Origin of the sequence: Sphingobium yanoikuyae, assembly GCF_034424525.1 — a bacterium.
Taxonomy (GTDB): domain Bacteria; phylum Pseudomonadota; class Alphaproteobacteria; order Sphingomonadales; family Sphingomonadaceae; genus Sphingobium; species Sphingobium yanoikuyae.
Window position 1 is genome coordinate 3,575,810 of record NZ_CP139979.1, and the last position, 17,688, is coordinate 3,593,497.

The window sequence follows — 17,688 nt, forward strand, 5'->3', positions numbered from 1 at the left end:
CGGTCGAACGTGAAAAAAGCGTCAATCCGACCGGAAAATCGCTTTCCGTAGCGTCAATATCAGGAAAATCGCACCACATCCCGCCGCAATCCCGGCATGCAGCAGCCAGAAGGCGGTGGCCGGCATGCCGGCGTAGAAGCCTCCCACCCAGCCGACCAGGATATTGCCCAGGAAGAAGACGAGATAATAAAGGCCGATCGCCAGCCCGGCCTGGCGCGGCGGCGCGGCGCGGGTGAACAGCGCCAGGCTGACCGGCAATATATGGGCAAAACCGATGCCATTCAGCAGATGGAAGGCGATCGCCCAGCCCAGCCCCGTCCTGCCGTCCGCCCCCGCCAGCGCCGATCCCAGTGCCAGGCAGAGCATGCCCCCGGTCGCAAAGAGCGACCCAATCGTCAGCTTGGCAAGATCGCCGGGCTCGGGCCGATGGCGCGCATAGCGGCGATAGACGAAAGGCAGGCCGGCAAGGATCGTCAGGCCCAGCCCCGCATCGAGGGTGATGAGCCAGCTCGTCGGCACGCGCAGCCCGCCCAACGTCAGTTCCAGATGCGCGTCGCCCCAGATCAGATAGGCGTTGAATATCTGATTGTTGGGTAGCAGCGCCACCGCCAGCAGCGGGATCAGCAGGATGATGCCCAGCAGGCCGCGCAAATCCTGCCCGGTCATGCGCATGCGCCCCTCCGATCGTGGTCCGCGCTCATCAACCGGCAGATGCCTGCGTCCGGCAAGGTAGATGATCGTGGCAATCGCCATGCCGACGCCGGCGACGGCAAAGCCGACATGCCAGCCGCGCGTTTCCGCCAGCGTGCCGATCACCAGCGGCGCGGCGATCAGGCCGATATTGATGCCCAGATAATAAAGCTGGAACGCGCCGTCGCGACGCGGATCGTCACGACCATAGAGCGCGCCGATCTGGCTGGCGAGATTGCCCTTGAACAGGCCACTGCCCAGCACCAGCAAGGCCAGCGCCGGCAGGAAGGCGACCTCGACCGCCATCAGAAAATGCCCCGCCATCATCGTCAATGCGCCCAGCAGCACCGTGCGATGCCGGCCCAGCAACCGGTCCGCGACCAGCCCACCCAGAATCGGCGTCACATAGACGCTAGCGAAATAGGTGCCGACAATGGCGGAGGCGAGCGGCTGGCCGTCCAGCCCGCCATAAAGCTGGCGAAAGGCATCGAAGAAGAGCAGGCCGTCGGCCTGTCCCGGCTGCAGCAGATGCTTGACCAGATAGAGGGCCAACAGCGACTGCATGCCATAATAGGAGAAACGCTCCCAGGCTTCGGTGAACAGCAGATAGGCCAGGCCCCGCGGATGGCCCAGGAAAGCGCGATCGCCCTGGTTCATGGCTGCGCGCCCGGCCCCTTGTAGATGACGCCGTCCTTCATCACGAAGCCGACCTGGCGCAGCGCGCCGATGCTGCGGGTCGGATCGCCCTCGACCGCGACCAGATCGGCGAGCAGGCCCGGCTTCACCGCGCCCAGCCGGTCGGCGATGCCGAACAGTGTCGCATTGCCGCTGGTCGCCGCAATCAGCACGTCGCGGGACGCCATGCCGGCGGCCGCCATCAACTCCGCCTCGCGGGCATTGTCGCCATGGGCAAACACGCCGACATCGCCGCCCAGGCAGATGGCGACGCCCGCCGCCCGCGCGCGATCCAGCGCCTGGCGCGCCTGCGTCACCGCCGCCGGCGCCGGTTCCGCCCCGGTCCAGCCACGATAGCGCGCGGTGGCATCGGACGCCGCTAGGGTCGGGCAATAGCCGACATTGTGCGCCTTCATCAGCGCGAAGGTCGATGCGCTGCCCTCATAGCCATGCTCGATCGTGTCGACCCCGGCCAGGATCGCCCGGCGCATCCCCTCGTCGGTGGCCGCATGGGCCGCAACCTTCCGCCCGGCGCTGTGCGCAGTCTCCACTGCCGCTGCCATTTCCGCCTGGGTGAAGGTCGGCCGGCTCGGCTCGCCCTTGCCCCAGCGATAATCGGCATAAAGTTTCACGACATCGGCGCCGGCCGCGATCTGTCGCCGCACCGCCGTCACCAGATCGGGGCCGCCGGCTTCCTCCGCGCCCAGCGGCACGACGACGCCCGGCTCGAACCCGCGCGGGCCATAGGCGCCCGGTGCCACCAGCGCGCGGGTCGCCACCAGCATGCGTGGCCCGGCGATGATCCCCTGCTCGATCGCCTGCTTGAGGCCGACGTCGGCATAGCCCGCCCCTTCGGTGCCCAGATCGCGCACGGTGGTGAAGCCCGCCATCAGCGTCGCCCGCGCCGACACCGTGGCCCGCGCGGTGCGCAGCGCCAGCGGCTCGTGCAGCACCTGATCGTCCCAGCTCGTCTCGTTATAGGGGTGCAGGAACAGGTGCGAATGGCCCTCGATCAGGCCGGGAAGCAGGGTCTTGCCGGGCAGGTCGATCACCCTTGCCCCAGACGGCACCGCGATGCCCGGTCCTGCCGCCTCGATCCGGTTGCCGCGCACCAGCACCGCCCATCCGCGATGCGACGCCGCGCCGTCGAACACCGCATCGGGGCGCAGCAGATAGAGCGCCGGCGCGGCCTCCTGTGCCACGGCCGGCATCGGCGCGACGAACAGAAAGGCCAGCAGGATCAAAAGCCTGTGCATCGATATCATCCCCCTTGACGGGAGGCTGCTTGCGCCGCCCCGCCCCCTTCATTACTCCCCCTCTCTATGACGAAATTCCTGCCGCGCGCCACCTCCCTTGCGGGGGCATTGGTCGCTCTTGCCGCCTGCCCTGCCCTTGCCCAATCGCCGACCGCGCTCTCGCCGGCCAAGGTCACCATCACCCGCGATCAGTGGGGCATCGCCCATGTCCATGGCGCGACCGATGCCGATGCCGTGTTCGGCATGGTCTATGCCCAGGCCGAAGACGACTTCAACCGGATCGAGACCAATTATCTGGTCAACTTGGGCCGCCTCGCCGAAGCCGAGGGCGAAAAGGCGATCTGGCAGGATCTGCGCCAGCGCCTGTTCATCGATCCTGCCCGGTTGCAGGCCGACTATGCCCGCAGCCCGGCCTGGCTCAAGAAGCTGATGCAGGCCTGGGCCGATGGCCTGAATTATTATCTCTCCACCCATCCGATGGTGAAGCCGCGCGTCATCACCCGGTTCGAGCCGTGGATGGCACTGAGCTTCACCGAAGGCAGCATCGGCGGCGATATCGAGCGGGTGCCGCTGACCCAGCTCCAGGCCTTTTACGAGAAGAAACCGGTGGCGCTCACCATGCTGGAACAGGGCCTCGCCTATCGCGAGCCGCAGGGATCGAACGGCTTTGCCATCGCGCCGTCGCGGACGGAAGGCGGCCATGCCCTGCTGATGATCAATCCGCACACCAGCTTCTTCTTCCGGTCCGAACTGCAGATGAGCAGCGACGAGGGGCTGGACGCTTATGGCGCGGTCACCTGGGGCCAGTTCTTCATCTATCAGGGCTTCAACCGTCATATCGGCTGGATGCACACATCGAGCGGCATCGACAATGTCGATGAGTTTGCCGAAACGATCGTGCCGCAGGGCGATCGCCTCTTCTACCGCTATGGCAAGGAATTGCGCCCGGTCACCGAAAAGACCATCGCCATTTCCTACCGCACCGAAGACGGCAAGCTCGCCCAGCGCGCCTTCACCGGCTACTCCACCCATCATGGCCCGATCGTGCGGACCGAGGGCGACAAGTGGATCGCCTTCGCGCTGATGAACAAGCCGGTGCCGGCGCTGGAGCAAAGCTATCTGCGCACCAAGACCAGCGATTATGCGAGCTTCCTCAAGGTCGCGGAGAATAAGGCGAACAGCAGCAACAACACGCTGCTGGCCGACGACAAGGGCGAGATCGCCTATCTCCACCCGCAATTCGTGCCGATCCGCGACGATCGCTTCGACTATACGAAGCCGGTGGACGGCAGCGACCCGGCGACCGACTGGCGCGGTTTGCATGACCTGTCCAGCCTGCCCCAGGCGGTGAACCCGAAGGGCGGCTGGGCGATGAACACCAATAACTGGCCCTGGACGGCCGCCGGCGCGGATAGCCCACAGCGCGCGGCCTTCCCTCGCTACATGGATCAGGCCGGTGAGAATCCGCGCGGCCCCCATGCCCAGATCGTGCTGTCGGCCAATGAGCATTTCACCCTCGATAGCCTGATCGGCGCGGCCTATGATCCCTATCTGACCGGCTTTGCCCGGCTGATCCCCGGCCTGATCGCGGCGCAGGACAGGGCGCCCGATCCGGCGCTGGCCGATGCGGTGCAGAGCCTGCGCGGCTGGGACTATAAATGGAGCCTGACCTCGACCCAGACCTCGCTCGCGGTCTTCTGGGGCGAGGCGCTGTGGAAGGCGGTGGCTCCGGCCGCCAAGGAAGCGGACCTGTCCACCATCGACTATATGGCGACCCGCGCGACCGACGCGCAGAAGCTGGCGGCGCTGCGCGAGGCGGTCGAGCGGCTGACCGCCGATTTCGGCAGCATCGCCGTGCCCTGGGGCGAGATCAACCGCTATCAGCGCAATGACGGCGCGATCGTCCAGACGTTCGACGATGCCAAGCCCAGCACCCCCATTCCCTTCGCCTCGTCGCAATGGGGATCGCTCGCCGCCTTCGGTGCGGCGCGCTATCCGGGCACGAAGCGCTATTATGGCACCAAGGGCAACAGCTTCGTCGCGGCGGTCGAGTTCGGGCCGAAGGTCGTCGCCCGCGCGGTCAGCGCCGGCGGCGAGAGCGGCGATCCCCACTCGCCCCATTTCGCCGATCAGGTCGACCTCTATGCCAAGGGCGATCTGCGCCCGGTCTATTTCTACCCCGAAGACATCAAGGCCCATGCCGTGCGCACCTATCGGCCCGGCGAATAAGGATAGATGATGAGAAGCGCCCGCCTTGCTGCCCTGATCGCCTGCGCCCTGCCCTTCGCCACCTTCGCCCAGCCGCCCAAGCCGGCCGAGGAAGTGGTGCTCTATAGCAGCGCGACCATCATCGACGGCACCGGCGCGGCGCCGCGCGGCAATCAGGACATGCTGGTGCGCGGCGAGCGGATCGCCGCATTGGCGCCGCATGGCAGCCTGCCCGCCGCCGATGTCGCCGGCGCCAAGCAGGTCGATCTGGCCGGCCGCTATGTCATCCCCGGCCTGATCGACAGCCATGTCCATATGGCGACCCCGCCCAACGCCACCCAGGCCAAGGCGATGCTGCGCCGCAATCTCTATGGCGGGGTGACGGCAGTGCGCGACATGGCCGACGATCTGCGATCGGTCGGCGAACTGGCGCGCGAGGCGCGCATGGCGGAGATCCCTGCGCCCGACATCTACTATGCCGCGATCATGGCCGGCCGGCCCTTCTTCGCCGATCCGCGCGTTGCCGCCGCCAGCCAGGGGGTGACGCCGGGCACCGCGCCCTGGATGCAGGCGATCGACGACAGGACCGACCTAAAGGAAGCCATCACCCTCGCCCGTGGCACATCGGCCAGCGCGATCAAGGTCTATGCCGACCTCACTCCGCGTCAGGTGAAAGCCGTGACCGCCGCCGCCCATCGCCAGCATATGCTGGTCTGGGCGCATAGTTCGGTCTTCCCCACCCGCCCGGCCGACGTGATCGCCGCCGGCCCGGACGTGATCAGCCATGTCTGCTATCTCGCCTATCAGCGCGAGCCGGTGATGCTGGCGGCTTATGAGGACCGGACGCCGGTGCATGAAAATCTGCTGGCGCCGGGCGATGATGATCCGGTGATGGCCGACCTGTTCCGCGCGATGCTGAAACAGGGCACGATCCTCGACGCGACCGGCGCGCTGTTCGTGAAATATGAGGCCAGGCGCAAGGCCGATCCCAAGGCGAAGCCGCTGCGCTGCACCGGCGACCTCACCATCCGCCTGACCCGTCAGGCGTGGAAGATGGGCGTTCCCATCTCCACCGGCACCGATTTCGTCGGCGAGGTCGAGAACCCGTGGCCTGCGGTTCATGAGGAACTGCTCTTCCTCGCCCGCAATGTCGGCATGCCGCCGGTCGAGGTGATCCGGTCCGCCACGCTGGTCGGCGCGCAGGCGGCGGGTCAGGGCAAGGAAATGGGCTCGATCGAACCGGGCAAGCTTGCCAATTTCGTGGTGCTGAAAAGCGACCCGGTCGCCGACATCGCCAATATCCAGACGATCGAGACGGTGGTGAAGCGCGGCAAAGCCTATGCCCGCACCGCCTATGTGCCGGTGACCAAGCAAGAGATGGGGGACGACGAATGAAGCTGGATCGGCGCAATTTCATGGGCGTATCGGCCGCGATGCTGGCCGCCGGCAGTGCCCGCGCGGCGGGCGTGGACGCCGATCCGATCAAGGACATGATCGTCATCAATGCGCTGGGCGGCCTGGGCGATCCCAACCAGCCGGCCGATTCCCTCGTTCCGCAGTTCAGCCCGCGCGTTCTGGCCGAAGCCCATGCCTCGGGCCTGACCGCGGTCAACATCACCATCGGCTATGTCTCCGGGTCGGCGGACCCGTTCGAGCAGAGCGTGCGCGAAGTCGCCGAGACCGATGCGCAGGTCCGCGCCAACAGCCGCGACCTGATGAAGATTCTGACCGCCGCCGATATCCGTCGCGCCAAGGCGGAGGGGAAAGTGGGCCTGATCTACGGATTCCAGAATGGCGCGATGATGGGGCAGGATGCCAGCCGGGTCGACATTTTCGCCAATCTGGGCGTGCGCATCTTCCAGCTGACCTACAATCCCGCCAACCAGTTGGGCGACGGATCGATGGCACCGGGCAATCGCGGCCTGACCCCGTTCGGGCGCGAGGTGGTGGCGCGTTGCAATGCGCAGAGGGTGATGGTCGACCTGTCGCACAGCGGCGAACAGACCTGCCTGGAGGCGGCGCGCATCTCGAAACAGCCGATCTCGATCAATCATACCGGCTGCCGCGCCGTCACCAACCTGCCCCGCAACAAGACCGACGCGGAATTGAAGCTGGTCGCCGATCGAGGCGGCTTCATCGGCATCTATTTCATGCCTTTCCTCGATATGTCCGGCCATGCCCGCGCCGAGCATGTCGTCGCCCATATCGACCATGCGGTGAAGCTGTGCGGCGAGGATCATGTCGGTATCGGCACCGACGGCACGGTGACGCAGATCGACGATCTCAAGGCCTATGAGGCGGTGCTGGCGAAGGAAATCGCCGCACGTCAGGCCGCCGGCATCAGCGCCAAAGGCGAACGGCCCGACACCTATCCCTTCGTCGTCGACCTGCGCGGCCCGGACCAGTTCCGCAAGCTCATTGGGCTGCTGCGCGCCAAGGGCTATTCGACGGCCCGGATCGAGAAGATATTGGGCGGCAATTTCCTTGCCTATGCGCAAACCATCTGGGGAGCATGAACCGATGCTGGCAGGCGTAGAACTGGGCGGCACCAAGTGCATCTGCGTCCTGGGCACCGGACCGGACGATATCCGGGCGCAGGTGGAAATTCCGACCACCACGCCCACCGAAACCCTGTCGGCGGTGGCCGGGACATTGGCCGGATGGGATTTCGCCGCGCTGGGCCTTGGCAGCTTCGGACCGCTTGATCTTGATCCGGCGTCGGCCAGTTTCGGCTCGATCGTCAGCACGCCCAAGCCGGGCTGGAGCGGAACGGACATCACCCACCTCGCGGCCGGACGCCCCTTCATGGTCGATACCGACGTCAATGGTGCGGCGCTGGCCGAAGGTCGCTGGGGCGCGGCGCAGGGGTTGACCAGCTGGGCCTATGTCACGGTCGGCACCGGCATCGGCGTGGGCAGCATCGTGTCCGGCATGCCCGTGCGCGGACTGGGCCATAGCGAGGCCGGGCATATGCGCGTGCCGCGCACCGCCGGAGACGATTTTGCAGGCAATTGCCCCTTCCACGGCGATTGTCTGGAGGGACTGGCCAATGGTCCCGCGATCGAGGCGCGGACCGGCCAGCGCGGACGCGATGTGTCCGCTGATGATCCGCAATGGTCGTTCGTCGCCCATGCACTGGCGGCGATGTGCCATAATCTGGCGCTGACCAGCCTGCCCCAGCGTATCCTGATCGGCGGCGGCGTCGCCATGGGCCAGCCCCAGTTGATGCCGTTGATCCGCGATCGACTGACCGCCAGCCTGGCGGCCTATGGCGCGGCCGCGACGATCGCATCGATGGACGACTATGTCGCCCACCCGGCACTGGGCGACCGCGCCGGGCCGCTCGGGACGATCGCCCTTGCCGACATGGCCCTGGCGGCATCGCAGCGCTGATCGCCACACGGATGCTGCGCCCCTGGACCCTGCCGCTCAAGGAACGGGTGCGGATCGCGCCGGACAGCCCGCGCTACATGCAGATCGCCCATGGGCTGATCCACGAGATCGAGCGCGGCCGGCTGTTGCCCGGCGAATTCCTGCCAAGCAGCCGGGAGCTGGCCGCCGCGCTGGAGGTCAATCGCAAGACCATCGTCACCGCCTATGAGGAACTGATCGCGCAGGGCTGGCTGGTGAGCGCAGGCACGCGCGGCACGATCGTGTCGACCTCCCTGCCCAGCAGCGACGATGCCCCTGCCCCGCCGATCGCCCCCGACACGCGCCAGCCGGACGAAACCGAATATCCCTTCCTTGCCGCGCCCGACCGGCTGATCGCCATCCCGGCGGGCAAATGGCGCAAGCTGGACGAGGGCGTCGCCGACGGGCGCCTCTTCCCCGCCGACCTGCTGGCCCGCGCCTATCGCAAGGCGGCGGAGGGGGCCTCGCGCGCCAATGCGCTTCACTATCGCGACCCGCGCGGGTCGCCACGGCTGCGGCAGGAAATTGCCAGCATGTTGCGGCGCCAGCGCGGGCTGATGGTCGGCGCGGAAAATATCTGCATCACCCGCGGCAGCCAGATGGGCGTGTTCCTGACCGCGCGCATCCTGATCCGGCCGGGCGACGCGGTGCTGGTCGAACGGCTGACCTATGAGCCGGCGGTCGCCGCCTTCCGCGCCTGTGGGGCCAAGATCGTCACGGTCGGGCTGGACGAAGACGGGGTCGATGTCGCCGATGTCGAGCGGGCCTGTCGCAAGCATCGCGTCCGCGCCATCTTCGTGACGCCGCACCACCAGTTCCCGACCACCGTGTCGATGCGGCCCGAAAGGCGGCTGCGCCTGCTGGAACTGGCGCGGCAATTCGCCTTCGCGATCATCGAGGATGATTATGACCATGAGTTCCACTTCGGCGCGCAGCCGCTGCTGCCGATGGCGAGCTACGCGCCGGCGCGGGTGATCTATGCCGGGTCGATGTCCAAGCTGCTCGTGCCGGCGCTGCGCATCGGCTATATCGCTGCCGCGCCCAAGGTCGTCGACGCGCTGGCCTATCAGATCTCGCTGATCGACGGCATGGGCAATACCGTGACGGAGGAGGCCGCCGCCGAACTGCTGGAGAGCGGCGAGGTGCGCCGCCATGTGCGCAAGACGGCGCAGATCTACGCCCGGCGGCGCGATGCCTTCGCGCGCAATCTTGACAGCGAAATGGACAGGTTGATCGATTATCGCCTGCCCGATGGCGGCCTCGCCTTCTGGTTGCAGTTCAAGGACATGGCCGCGTTGGACCGGCTGGAAGCGCGGGCACCCGAGATCGGCCTCAGCTTCGCCTCCTCGCACAGCTATGCGGCCGAGGAAGGGACCGAGCGGGGGCTGCGCATCGGCTTTGCCAGCCTGACCGAGGAGGAGGCGAAAGAGGTGTTGCAGGCGTTGCGCCGCTGCGCCGAACCCTGATCCTTACTTGGACCCCTTCACTTTCCTGAATTGGATGTTTCGGGCGGGTCCAATGCCGGCGCAGTGTCATGCATATGAAATATGCGCCCCGCTCCCCGGACGACATCGTCACCCTGATCGGCGACCATCCGCTCTGCTGGATCGTCTCCCATAGCGAGGCCGGCTTCGGCGCGACGCCCCTGCCACTGCTGGCCGAATGCGACGCGGACGGTGCGCTGGTGTCGTTGCTGGGCCATTTTGCCCTGTCCAACCCGCAGGTCGCGCAACTGCGCGCGGCGCCCCGCGCCACCGTGCTGGTGAACGGGCCGCAGGGCTATATCTCGCCCGAAATGCAGTCGAACCCCACATGGGTGCCGACCTGGAACTATGCGATGGCGGTGCTGACCGTCGATGTCGAGCTTCTGCCGGAAGCGACGCGCGAGTCGATCGAAACGCTGACCGACCGGATGGAGGCGGGCCGCGCCGCCCCCTGGCATATCGATGATGCCGGCGCGCGGCTGGAGCCGATGATGAAGCATATCATCGGCTTTCGTGCCCATGTCCGCGCGATCGACGGCCGGTTCAAGCTGGGCCGCGACGAAAGCCGCCAGGGCATCAACGAGATTGTCGGCAGCCTGTCCCCCGGCGGGCTGCGCGACTGGATGCAGATCTACAATGAGGACCGGCTGGACGAAACCAGCCACGAGGGAGCAGAGCAATGATGTTCAGCCGACGCGAAATGCTGGCCGGGGGTGCGACCGGCCTGGCCGGACTGGCATTGAGCAGCAGCCTGTGGGCGAAGGGACAGGTGCTCGACACCGCCTATGTCAACGCGACGGTCTGGACCGGCGAAGGCATGCCGGCAGCGCGATCGGCGATCGGCATCGCCGGTGGACGCATCGCCGCGATCGGCGCGGCGGCGGTCAAGGCGCAGTCGGCCAAGACCACCCGTATCATCGATCTGGGCGGCGCCTTCGTCATGCCCGGCTTCACCGACGCCCACACCCATTTCCTCACCGGCTCCTATCTGCTGAGCCAGCCCAATCTGCGCGAGGCGAAGAGCCCGCAGGAATTTGCCCGCATCGTCGGCGAGGCGGCCAAGGGCCTGAAACCCGGCCAATGGTTGCAGGGCGGCAGCTGGGACGCGGAATTGTGGGGCGGCGAATTGCCCGACCGCAGCTGGATGGACCCGGTGACGCCCAATACCCCGGTCGCGGTGCAGCGGCTGGACCTGCACATGCTGGCGCTCAATTCGCTGGCGCTGAAACTGGCCGGGATCGACCGCAACACCCCCGACGTGCCCGGCGGCATGATCGTGCGCGACAAGGATGGCAACCCGACCGGCATCCTGAAGGATGCGGCGATGGATCTGGTCAAGCGCGCCATCCCCGCGCCGACCGACGCCGACAAGGAAGATGCCGCGCGGCAGGGCATCGCCCATGGCCTGTCCAAGGGCGTGGTCCAGGTCCACACCACCGAACTGGACTGGATCACCCATGACACGCTGCGCCGCCTGCGTGCCAAGGGCGAGACCGACATGCGCTTCTATTCCTTCGTGCCGTTGCAGGACTGGGCGAAGCTCAAGGCGCTGATCGAGGCCGAAGGGCGCGGCGACGACTGGGTGCGCTGGGGCGGGCTCAAGCTGCAATATGACGGGTCGCTAGGGTCGCGCACGGCGATGTTCTATCGCCCCTATGACGACGCGCCCGACAATGTAGGCTTCCCGATCCACAAGCGCGCCGATGTCCAGCAATGGACCAATGATGCCGATGCGGCGGGCCTGCAGATCACCATCCACGGCATCGGCGACAAGGCGAATGACGAGGCGCTGGACATCTTTGCCGCCGCCGCCGCGAAGAATGGCCGGCGCGACCGCCGTTTCCGCATCGAACATGCCCAGCATCTGACCCAGGCCGCGATCCCGCGCTTCGCGCAGCAGCAGGTCATCGCATCGGTCCAGCCCTATCATGCAATCGACGACGGACGCTGGGCGATCCAGCGCGTCGGCGCCGAGCGGCTGAAAGGCACCTATGCGTTCAAGTCGCTGCTCGATGCCGGGGCGAAGGTCGCCTTCGGATCGGACTGGCCGGTGGCGCCGCTCGATCCGCTGACCGGGGTCGCCGCCGCCGTGCTGCGCCAGACGATCGACGGCGCCAACCCCGGCGGCTGGCTGCCGCAGCAGAAGATCAGCATGCTCCAGGCCCTGCACGCCTACACCGCGACCAACGCCTTTGCCGGTTTCAGCGATGACCGGATGGGCCTGCTGAAGCCCGGCATGCTGGCCGATTTCGCGGTGCTGGATGCGGATCTGTTCGCGATCGATCCGGCGAAGATCGGCGCGACCAAGGTGCTGCGCACGATCGTCGGCGGTCGCCAGCGCTTCGGCGAAGGGAGCGACATCTAACAACAGAGCAAGGGAGAAAGCCGGCCGGAACAAGGTCGGTTCTCACATCATAAGGGGAATGACAATGAACAGACTGACGCATCTCAAGACTGTGAGTTTCACCGCCATGGCGGCCGCGACCATCTTGTCCGGCACCGCCCTTGCCCAGGCCCCGGCCGCCAGCGACAGCGAAACGATCATCGTCACCGCCGGCAAGCGCGACGAGGATATCCGCCAGGTCGCCCTACCGATCAGCGCCGTCACCGGCGAGCAGCTCAAGAAGATGAACGCCAACAGCCTGTCGGACTATATCGTCCGCCTGCCCGGCGTCGTGTTCAACGATTATCAGCCCGGCATTTCCGAAGTCGTGATCCGCGGCGTCGCCGCCACCACCTATCATGAGCAGGGCCAGACCACGGTCGGCTATTATCTCAACGAAGTGCCGGTGGTGGAGCCGGGCTTCCCGATCGGCATCCCCGACGTCGACACGTTCGACCTGCAGCGCGTCGAAGTGCTGCGCGGCCCGCAGGGCACGCTGTTCGGCTCCTCGACGCTGGGCGGCCTCGTCAACTATGTCGCCAATGTCGCCGATCCGTCCAAGGTCGACGCCGCCGCATCGGGCCTGATCGGTACCACCAAGAATGCCTCGGGCGAACTCAACTATGCCGCCAAGGCGATGATCAACATCCCGCTGGTCGCCGATCAGCTGGCGCTGCGCCTGGTCGCGCTGCAGCGGTCGGACGCGGGCTATCTCGACAATCCTGGCATCGGCGTGAACGGCTCGAACGATTATCGCACCCGCGGCCTGCGCGGATCGATCGTCGCCAATCTGGGCGAGACGACCAAGGTCACCTATCTGTCGAGCTGGCAGGACAGCAAGCTGGACGACCAGACCTATCTCGACCTGGGCAATCCCTATGTCCGCGACCTGCCGCGCGCCGAAACCCAGAAGACGAAATTCTGGATGAACAGCCTGCGGCTGGACCAGGAAGTCAGCGACATCGCCAATCTGACGGTGCTGGGGTCGATCACCAAGAAGACCAACACCACCATCTTCTCCTACCCCTATGCCTATGTGACCGGCGTCACCACCGGCGACGGCGCCGCCTATTCGCTGGGCGAGGCCGACGCGCTCATCAAGACGGTGGAGGCCCGCCTCGCCTCGGCCGGCGACGGTCCGTTCAAATGGCTGGTCGGCGTCAGCTATTTGCAGGCCAAGAAGAACAGCTATGACCAGATCTTCCAGGCAGGGGCAGCCGACTATATCGACGCCAATCCCGACCTGTTCGGCGGCTATTCCGGCGCGCAGCTGACGCCGGGCGACCGCCTCTATGGCTATTTCACCAAGAGCACGAACGAGGATTTCGGCGTGTTCGGCGAACTGTCCTACAAGCCGGTGGAGCAGATCGAGATCACGCTGGGCGGTCGCTATTATGACACCACCGCCAAGGCCGACGTGCTGAACCAGGCCGGCGCGCTGGGCGGCTATGAAGGCGGCTATACACCGACCGACAGCAGCGGCAGCGTCAACCAGAAGGAAGACGGCTTCCTGCCCAAGGCGACGATCGCCTGGCGCCCGTCGAAGGATGTCATGGTCTATGCCACCTATTCGCAGGGCTATCGCGTCGGCGGCATCAACCCCAATGCCGGCCTGCTGCCCAGCATTCCGGAAGCCTATGAGAGCGACAAGGTCAAGAATTACGAAATCGGCGTGAAGGCGCAGACCCCCGACGGCCGCTTCGCCATCGACCTGACCGGCTTCCACCTCGACTGGAACAATATCCAGGCGCGTCTCTTCGGTCCCGGCCCGTCCTATTATTCCTATGTCGTCAATGCCGGCGGCGCGCGCGTCAACGGCGTGGAATTTTCCGGCACGGTGAACGTCAACAAGATCGTCCACTTCACCACCAACGTCACCTGGCAGGATGCGGAGCTGACCGAGTTCCTCCCCTATCCGTTCGACGTCGCCGGGCTGGGCGGCTATGCCAAGGGCACGACGCTGCCGGGTTCGTCCAAATGGTCGATCGCCAATAATCTGACGCTCAGCTTCGCCGATGTGACCGGCGCGCCCAGCTTCGACATCGCCCATCGCTATCTGTCGTCGGCGCCGACCAGCTTCGACGATGTCTCGCGCCGTGGCGACTTCAACGTGTTCGACCTGCGCGCCTCGGTCAGCCTGGGCGAGAAGGTCCGGCTGATGGCCTTCGCCAACAATGTGTTCGACAAATATGGCGTGCTGAACGCGCCGTTCGCGAACGATGCGGCGACGCCGCAGGGCTCGATCATCCGGCCGCGCACCATCGGCCTGCGCGCCGACTGGAGCCTCTAACCGCCTTGAAGAACGGGGCCGCATCCGCAAGGCTGCGGCCCCGTTCCCTATCTGCCTTCCTAGCTTCTGACCGAAAGGCCGCAATGCGTTCTCTTGCCTCCCTGCTGCTGGGTGCGTCCCTGCTTTGTGCCCATCCCGCGCTGGCGCAGGACAAGAGCGGGCTGAGCCTGACGCCCACCCGGACGCTGCGCTATGACGCGCATGAGGCGACCTGGATGCAGCCGGACATGTCGCCGGACGGCAAGACGATCCTGTTCGACCTGCTGGGCGACATCTATGCGCTGGATGCCGGCGGCAGCACGGCGCGGCCGCTGCTGACCGGCATGGCGTTCGAGCGCAACCCGGTCTTCTCGCCCGACGGCAAGCAGTTTGCGTTCCTTTCCGACCGGTCGGGCGTCACCAATCTCTGGATCGCCAATGCCGATGGCACCGGCCTAAAACAGCTGTCGCAGGACCAGTCGCTGGCCATCTATTCTTCGCCCGCCTGGTCGCCCGACGGTCGCTCTGTCTATGTCTCGCGCACGGTCCATTCGATTCTGGCGTTCGAGCTGTTCATGTATGACCGTGACGGTGGCAGCGGCATCCAGATCACCAAGGCGGGATCGCCCGACAATTGGGACGCGAAGATGAACGCCATGGGCGCGGTCGCGACGCCCGATGGCCGCTATCTCTATTATGCGACCAAGCGCGGCCATACCTGGACCGAGAATGACCTGCCCAACTGGTCGATCGCGCGCCGCGACCTCAAGAACGGACAGGACGAGACGATCATCCAGTCGGCCGGCGGCGCGATGCGCCCGGCGCTGTCGCATGACGGCAAGCTGCTCGCCTATGCCAGCCGACAGGGTCAGAAGGACGGCCTGCGCCTGCGCAATCTGGAGACCGGCGAGGACAAATGGATCGCCTTCCCGATCGACCGGGACGGCCAGGATGGCGGCTATTATGCCGACCTGCTGCCGCGCTTCAGCTTCATGCCGGACGACAAGGCGATGCTGATGAGCGTCGGCGGCGGGATCAGGCGGCTCGACATCGCATCGGGCAAGATCAGCGACATCCCCTTCACCGCGCCGGTGCAACTGGGCCTAGGCCCGCTGACCCGCGTGCGGCAGACGGAAGAGACTGGGCCGGTACGCGTCCGCGTGGTGCAGGCGCCGCGCCAGTCGCCCGATGGCGGCAGCGTTGCCTTCACCGCTCTGGGCGGCCTCTATGTCCAGAAGCTGACAGCGAACATGACACCCAGAAGGCTGGTCGCGGCCGATGCCTTCCAGCCGAGCTGGTCGCCCGACGGCAAGAGCATCGCCTATGTCAGCTGGACCGCCAAGGAGGGCGGCCATGTCTGGACGATCCCGGCTACGGGCGGCACGCCGCGGCGGCTGACCCAGGTCGCGGCCTATTACAGCCAACCCATCTTCACCCCCGACGGCAAGGGCGTGGTGGCCTTGCGCGCGAACCAATATGACCGGCTGCGCACCGCGTCGGAGATCGATCCCGCGCGCCCGACCGACATCATCCACATGCCCGCCAGCGGTGGCGCGGCGCGGCTGGTTGCCCATGCCATGGGCGCACGCCAGCCGCAGTTCGGCAGCGAAAGTGACACCCTCTATTTCTATGGCGCCGGCGGCCTGTCCTCGGTGCCGCTGGAGGGGGGCGATCCGCAGCCGGTGCTGCGCGTGCTGGCCCATGGGCTGGGCCAATATTTCCCCGGCCCGGCACCGGTCGAGGACGTGCGGATCAGCCCGGACGGCAGCCGCGCGCTCATCAAGTCGTTCAGCCAGGCCTATCTGGTGGATATCCCGCCGGCCAATGGCGGTGAGCCGGCGACCGTCAATCTCGACACGCCGGCGGTGGCGCGGCGCAAGCTGACACGGGTCGGCGCCGACTTCATCGACTGGGCCGACAAGGGCGCGACCGTCACCTGGTCGGTCGGATCGACCTTCCGCCGCTTGCCGATCGATCAGGCATTGAACGCGGCACCGGGCGCGGCCGAGACGGCGGCGCAGAGCTTCGCCCTGCCGGTCGAGCTGCCGCGCGATGTGCCCCACGGCAGCGTCGTGCTGCGCGGCGCGACCGTCATGCCGATGACCGGCGGACAGGATGTGATCCGCAATGCCGATATCGTCATCACCGACAATCGCATCGTCGCGGTCGGCGCCAGTGGATCGGTCGCCGTGCCGCAGGGCGCGACGATCCGCGATGTCGGCGGCAAATATATCGTCCCCGGCTTCGTCGACACCCATGCCCACTGGTTCGAGATACGACGCGGCATCCAGGAGCGCGGCCATTGGGACTTTGCCGCAAACCTCGCCTTCGGCGTCACGTCGGCGCTCGACCCGCAGCCCTTCACCACCGACATCTTCGCCTATCAGGACATGATCGATGCCGGGATGATGCGGGGGCCGCGCGCCTGGTCGACAGGGCCGGGCGTGTTCGTGAACGCGGAAATCCACAGCAAGCAGGATGCGGTCGACGTCCTCACCCGCTATCGCGACCATTATCGCACGCGGAACATCAAGAGCTACATGATCGGCGACCGGGCCCAGCGCCAGTTTATGGTCGAGGCAGCTGCGGAACTGGGCATGATGCCCACGACCGAGGGCGCGAGCGACATGGTGCTGAACCTGACCCACGCGATCGACGGCTTTTCCGGCAATGAGCACAGCATCCCAGTGTCGCCGCTGCGCGAGGATATCGTCCGCCTGTTCGCGCGGAGCCGCACCAGCTACACGCCGACCATCCTGGTCGCCTATGGCACCACCCCGGCGCTGTTCGACTTCATCATCAACAAGCGGCCGCAGGACGACGCGAAATGGACCCATTTCGTGCCGGCCGGCATCGTCAGCGACAAGCTGCGCAACCGCCACTGGATGCCGCCCGAAGCGCAGAGCTGGCAGCAGATCGCGGCCGACGCGGCGAAGATCCAGCGCGCCGGCGGCCTCGTCGGCCTTGGCAGCCATGGCGAGATTCAGGGGCTGGGCTATCAGTGGGAGTTGCAGGCCTTTGCCGCTGGCGGCGCAACGCCGATGGAGGCGCTGAAGGCCGCGACGATCGGGTCGGCCGAGGTGATCGGCCATAGCGACGATGTCGGCAGCCTGGAGCCGGGCAAGTTTGCCGACCTGCTGATCCTGGACGCCGACCCGCTGGCCGACATCGCCAATGCGCAGAAGATCGGCGCGGTGATGAAGAATGGCCGGATCTATGATCCCGCGACGCTGGACGAAATCTGGCCGACGCCTGCCAAATTGGCCGAACCCTGGTTCGCGCAGGATGGTGCCACCCCGACGCCCTGAGCCA

11 protein-coding genes are annotated in these 17,688 nt (G+C 66.5%); 9 read left to right on the top strand and 2 right to left on the bottom strand.

What is annotated here, in order from left to right; genetic code table 11:
* Nucleotides 1-21: 21 nt before the first annotated feature.
* Complete coding sequence (locus U0025_RS16380) at nucleotides 22-1,347, bottom strand: peptide MFS transporter (protein WP_004208509.1); 1,326 nt, start codon at nucleotides 1,345-1,347, stop codon at nucleotides 22-24.
* Entirely contained in the window at nucleotides 1,344-2,621 is a 1,278-nt protein-coding gene (locus U0025_RS16385) for a metal-dependent hydrolase family protein (RefSeq protein WP_004208510.1), read from the bottom strand. Before U0025_RS16385 ends, U0025_RS16380 begins: the two co-directional genes overlap by 4 nt.
* A 66-nt stretch (nucleotides 2,622-2,687) precedes the next feature.
* Between U0025_RS16385 and U0025_RS16390 the strand changes: the two genes are divergently transcribed.
* The 9 genes from U0025_RS16390 to U0025_RS16430 all read left to right on the top strand — a co-directional run bounded on the left by U0025_RS16390 (nucleotide 2,688) and on the right by U0025_RS16430 (nucleotide 17,684).
* Complete coding sequence (locus tag U0025_RS16390; protein WP_004208511.1) at nucleotides 2,688-4,850, top strand: penicillin acylase family protein; 2,163 nt, start codon at nucleotides 2,688-2,690, stop codon at nucleotides 4,848-4,850.
* 9 nt (nucleotides 4,851-4,859) lie between these two features.
* On the top strand, nucleotides 4,860-6,224 hold the full coding sequence (locus tag U0025_RS16395; RefSeq protein WP_004208512.1) for an amidohydrolase family protein: 1,365 nt from the start codon (nucleotides 4,860-4,862) through the stop codon (nucleotides 6,222-6,224).
* Nucleotides 6,221-7,345, top strand: coding sequence for a dipeptidase (locus U0025_RS16400; RefSeq protein ID WP_004208513.1), 1,125 nt, complete (start codon nucleotides 6,221-6,223; stop codon nucleotides 7,343-7,345). Before U0025_RS16395 ends, U0025_RS16400 begins: the two co-directional genes overlap by 4 nt.
* Nucleotides 7,346-7,349: 4 nt before the next feature.
* On the top strand, nucleotides 7,350-8,222 hold the full coding sequence (locus U0025_RS16405; RefSeq protein ID WP_004208514.1) for an ROK family protein: 873 nt from the start codon (nucleotides 7,350-7,352) through the stop codon (nucleotides 8,220-8,222).
* Between the two features lie 11 nt (nucleotides 8,223-8,233).
* A complete protein-coding gene (gene pdxR / locus U0025_RS16410) occupies nucleotides 8,234-9,706 on the top strand; it encodes a MocR-like pyridoxine biosynthesis transcription factor PdxR (RefSeq protein WP_004208515.1) in 1,473 nt (490 codons plus the stop codon).
* Between the two features lie 68 nt (nucleotides 9,707-9,774).
* Nucleotides 9,775-10,407: an FMN-binding negative transcriptional regulator gene (locus tag U0025_RS16415; RefSeq protein ID WP_004208516.1), complete on the top strand. Its 633-nt coding sequence runs from the start codon at nucleotides 9,775-9,777 to the stop codon at nucleotides 10,405-10,407.
* Nucleotides 10,404-12,089 (top strand): amidohydrolase, encoded by a 1,686-nt coding sequence (locus U0025_RS16420; protein ID WP_004208517.1) that lies wholly within the window; start codon nucleotides 10,404-10,406, stop codon nucleotides 12,087-12,089. The genes U0025_RS16415 and U0025_RS16420 overlap by 4 nt, the downstream gene beginning before the upstream one ends.
* Before the next feature lie 64 nt (nucleotides 12,090-12,153).
* Complete coding sequence (locus tag U0025_RS16425) at nucleotides 12,154-14,397, top strand: TonB-dependent receptor (protein ID WP_004208519.1); 2,244 nt, start codon at nucleotides 12,154-12,156, stop codon at nucleotides 14,395-14,397.
* A gap of 83 nt (nucleotides 14,398-14,480) precedes the next feature.
* Nucleotides 14,481-17,684: an LpqB family beta-propeller domain-containing protein gene (locus tag U0025_RS16430; protein WP_004208521.1), complete on the top strand. Its 3,204-nt coding sequence runs from the start codon at nucleotides 14,481-14,483 to the stop codon at nucleotides 17,682-17,684.
* Nucleotides 17,685-17,688 lie beyond the last annotated feature (4 nt).

Bases quoted from the DNA above. Each gene is read 5' to 3' on its own strand.
- U0025_RS16380 (WP_004208509.1), bottom strand. From the start codon at position 1,347: ATGAACCAGGGCGATCGCGCTTTCCTGGGCCATCCGCGGGGCCTGGCC.
- U0025_RS16415 (WP_004208516.1), top strand. From the start codon at position 9,775: ATGCATATGAAATATGCGCCCCGCTCCCCGGACGACATCGTCACCCTG.
- U0025_RS16390 (WP_004208511.1), top strand. From the start codon at position 2,688: ATGACGAAATTCCTGCCGCGCGCCACCTCCCTTGCGGGGGCATTGGTC.
- pdxR (WP_004208515.1), top strand. From the start codon at position 8,234: ATGCTGCGCCCCTGGACCCTGCCGCTCAAGGAACGGGTGCGGATCGCG.
- U0025_RS16405 (WP_004208514.1), top strand. From the start codon at position 7,350: ATGCTGGCAGGCGTAGAACTGGGCGGCACCAAGTGCATCTGCGTCCTG.
- U0025_RS16430 (WP_004208521.1), top strand. From the start codon at position 14,481: ATGCGTTCTCTTGCCTCCCTGCTGCTGGGTGCGTCCCTGCTTTGTGCC.
- U0025_RS16385 (WP_004208510.1), bottom strand. From the start codon at position 2,621: ATGCACAGGCTTTTGATCCTGCTGGCCTTTCTGTTCGTCGCGCCGATG.
- U0025_RS16420 (WP_004208517.1), top strand. From the start codon at position 10,404: ATGATGTTCAGCCGACGCGAAATGCTGGCCGGGGGTGCGACCGGCCTG.
- U0025_RS16400 (WP_004208513.1), top strand. From the start codon at position 6,221: ATGAAGCTGGATCGGCGCAATTTCATGGGCGTATCGGCCGCGATGCTG.
- U0025_RS16395 (WP_004208512.1), top strand. From the start codon at position 4,860: ATGAGAAGCGCCCGCCTTGCTGCCCTGATCGCCTGCGCCCTGCCCTTC.
- U0025_RS16425 (WP_004208519.1), top strand. From the start codon at position 12,154: ATGAACAGACTGACGCATCTCAAGACTGTGAGTTTCACCGCCATGGCG.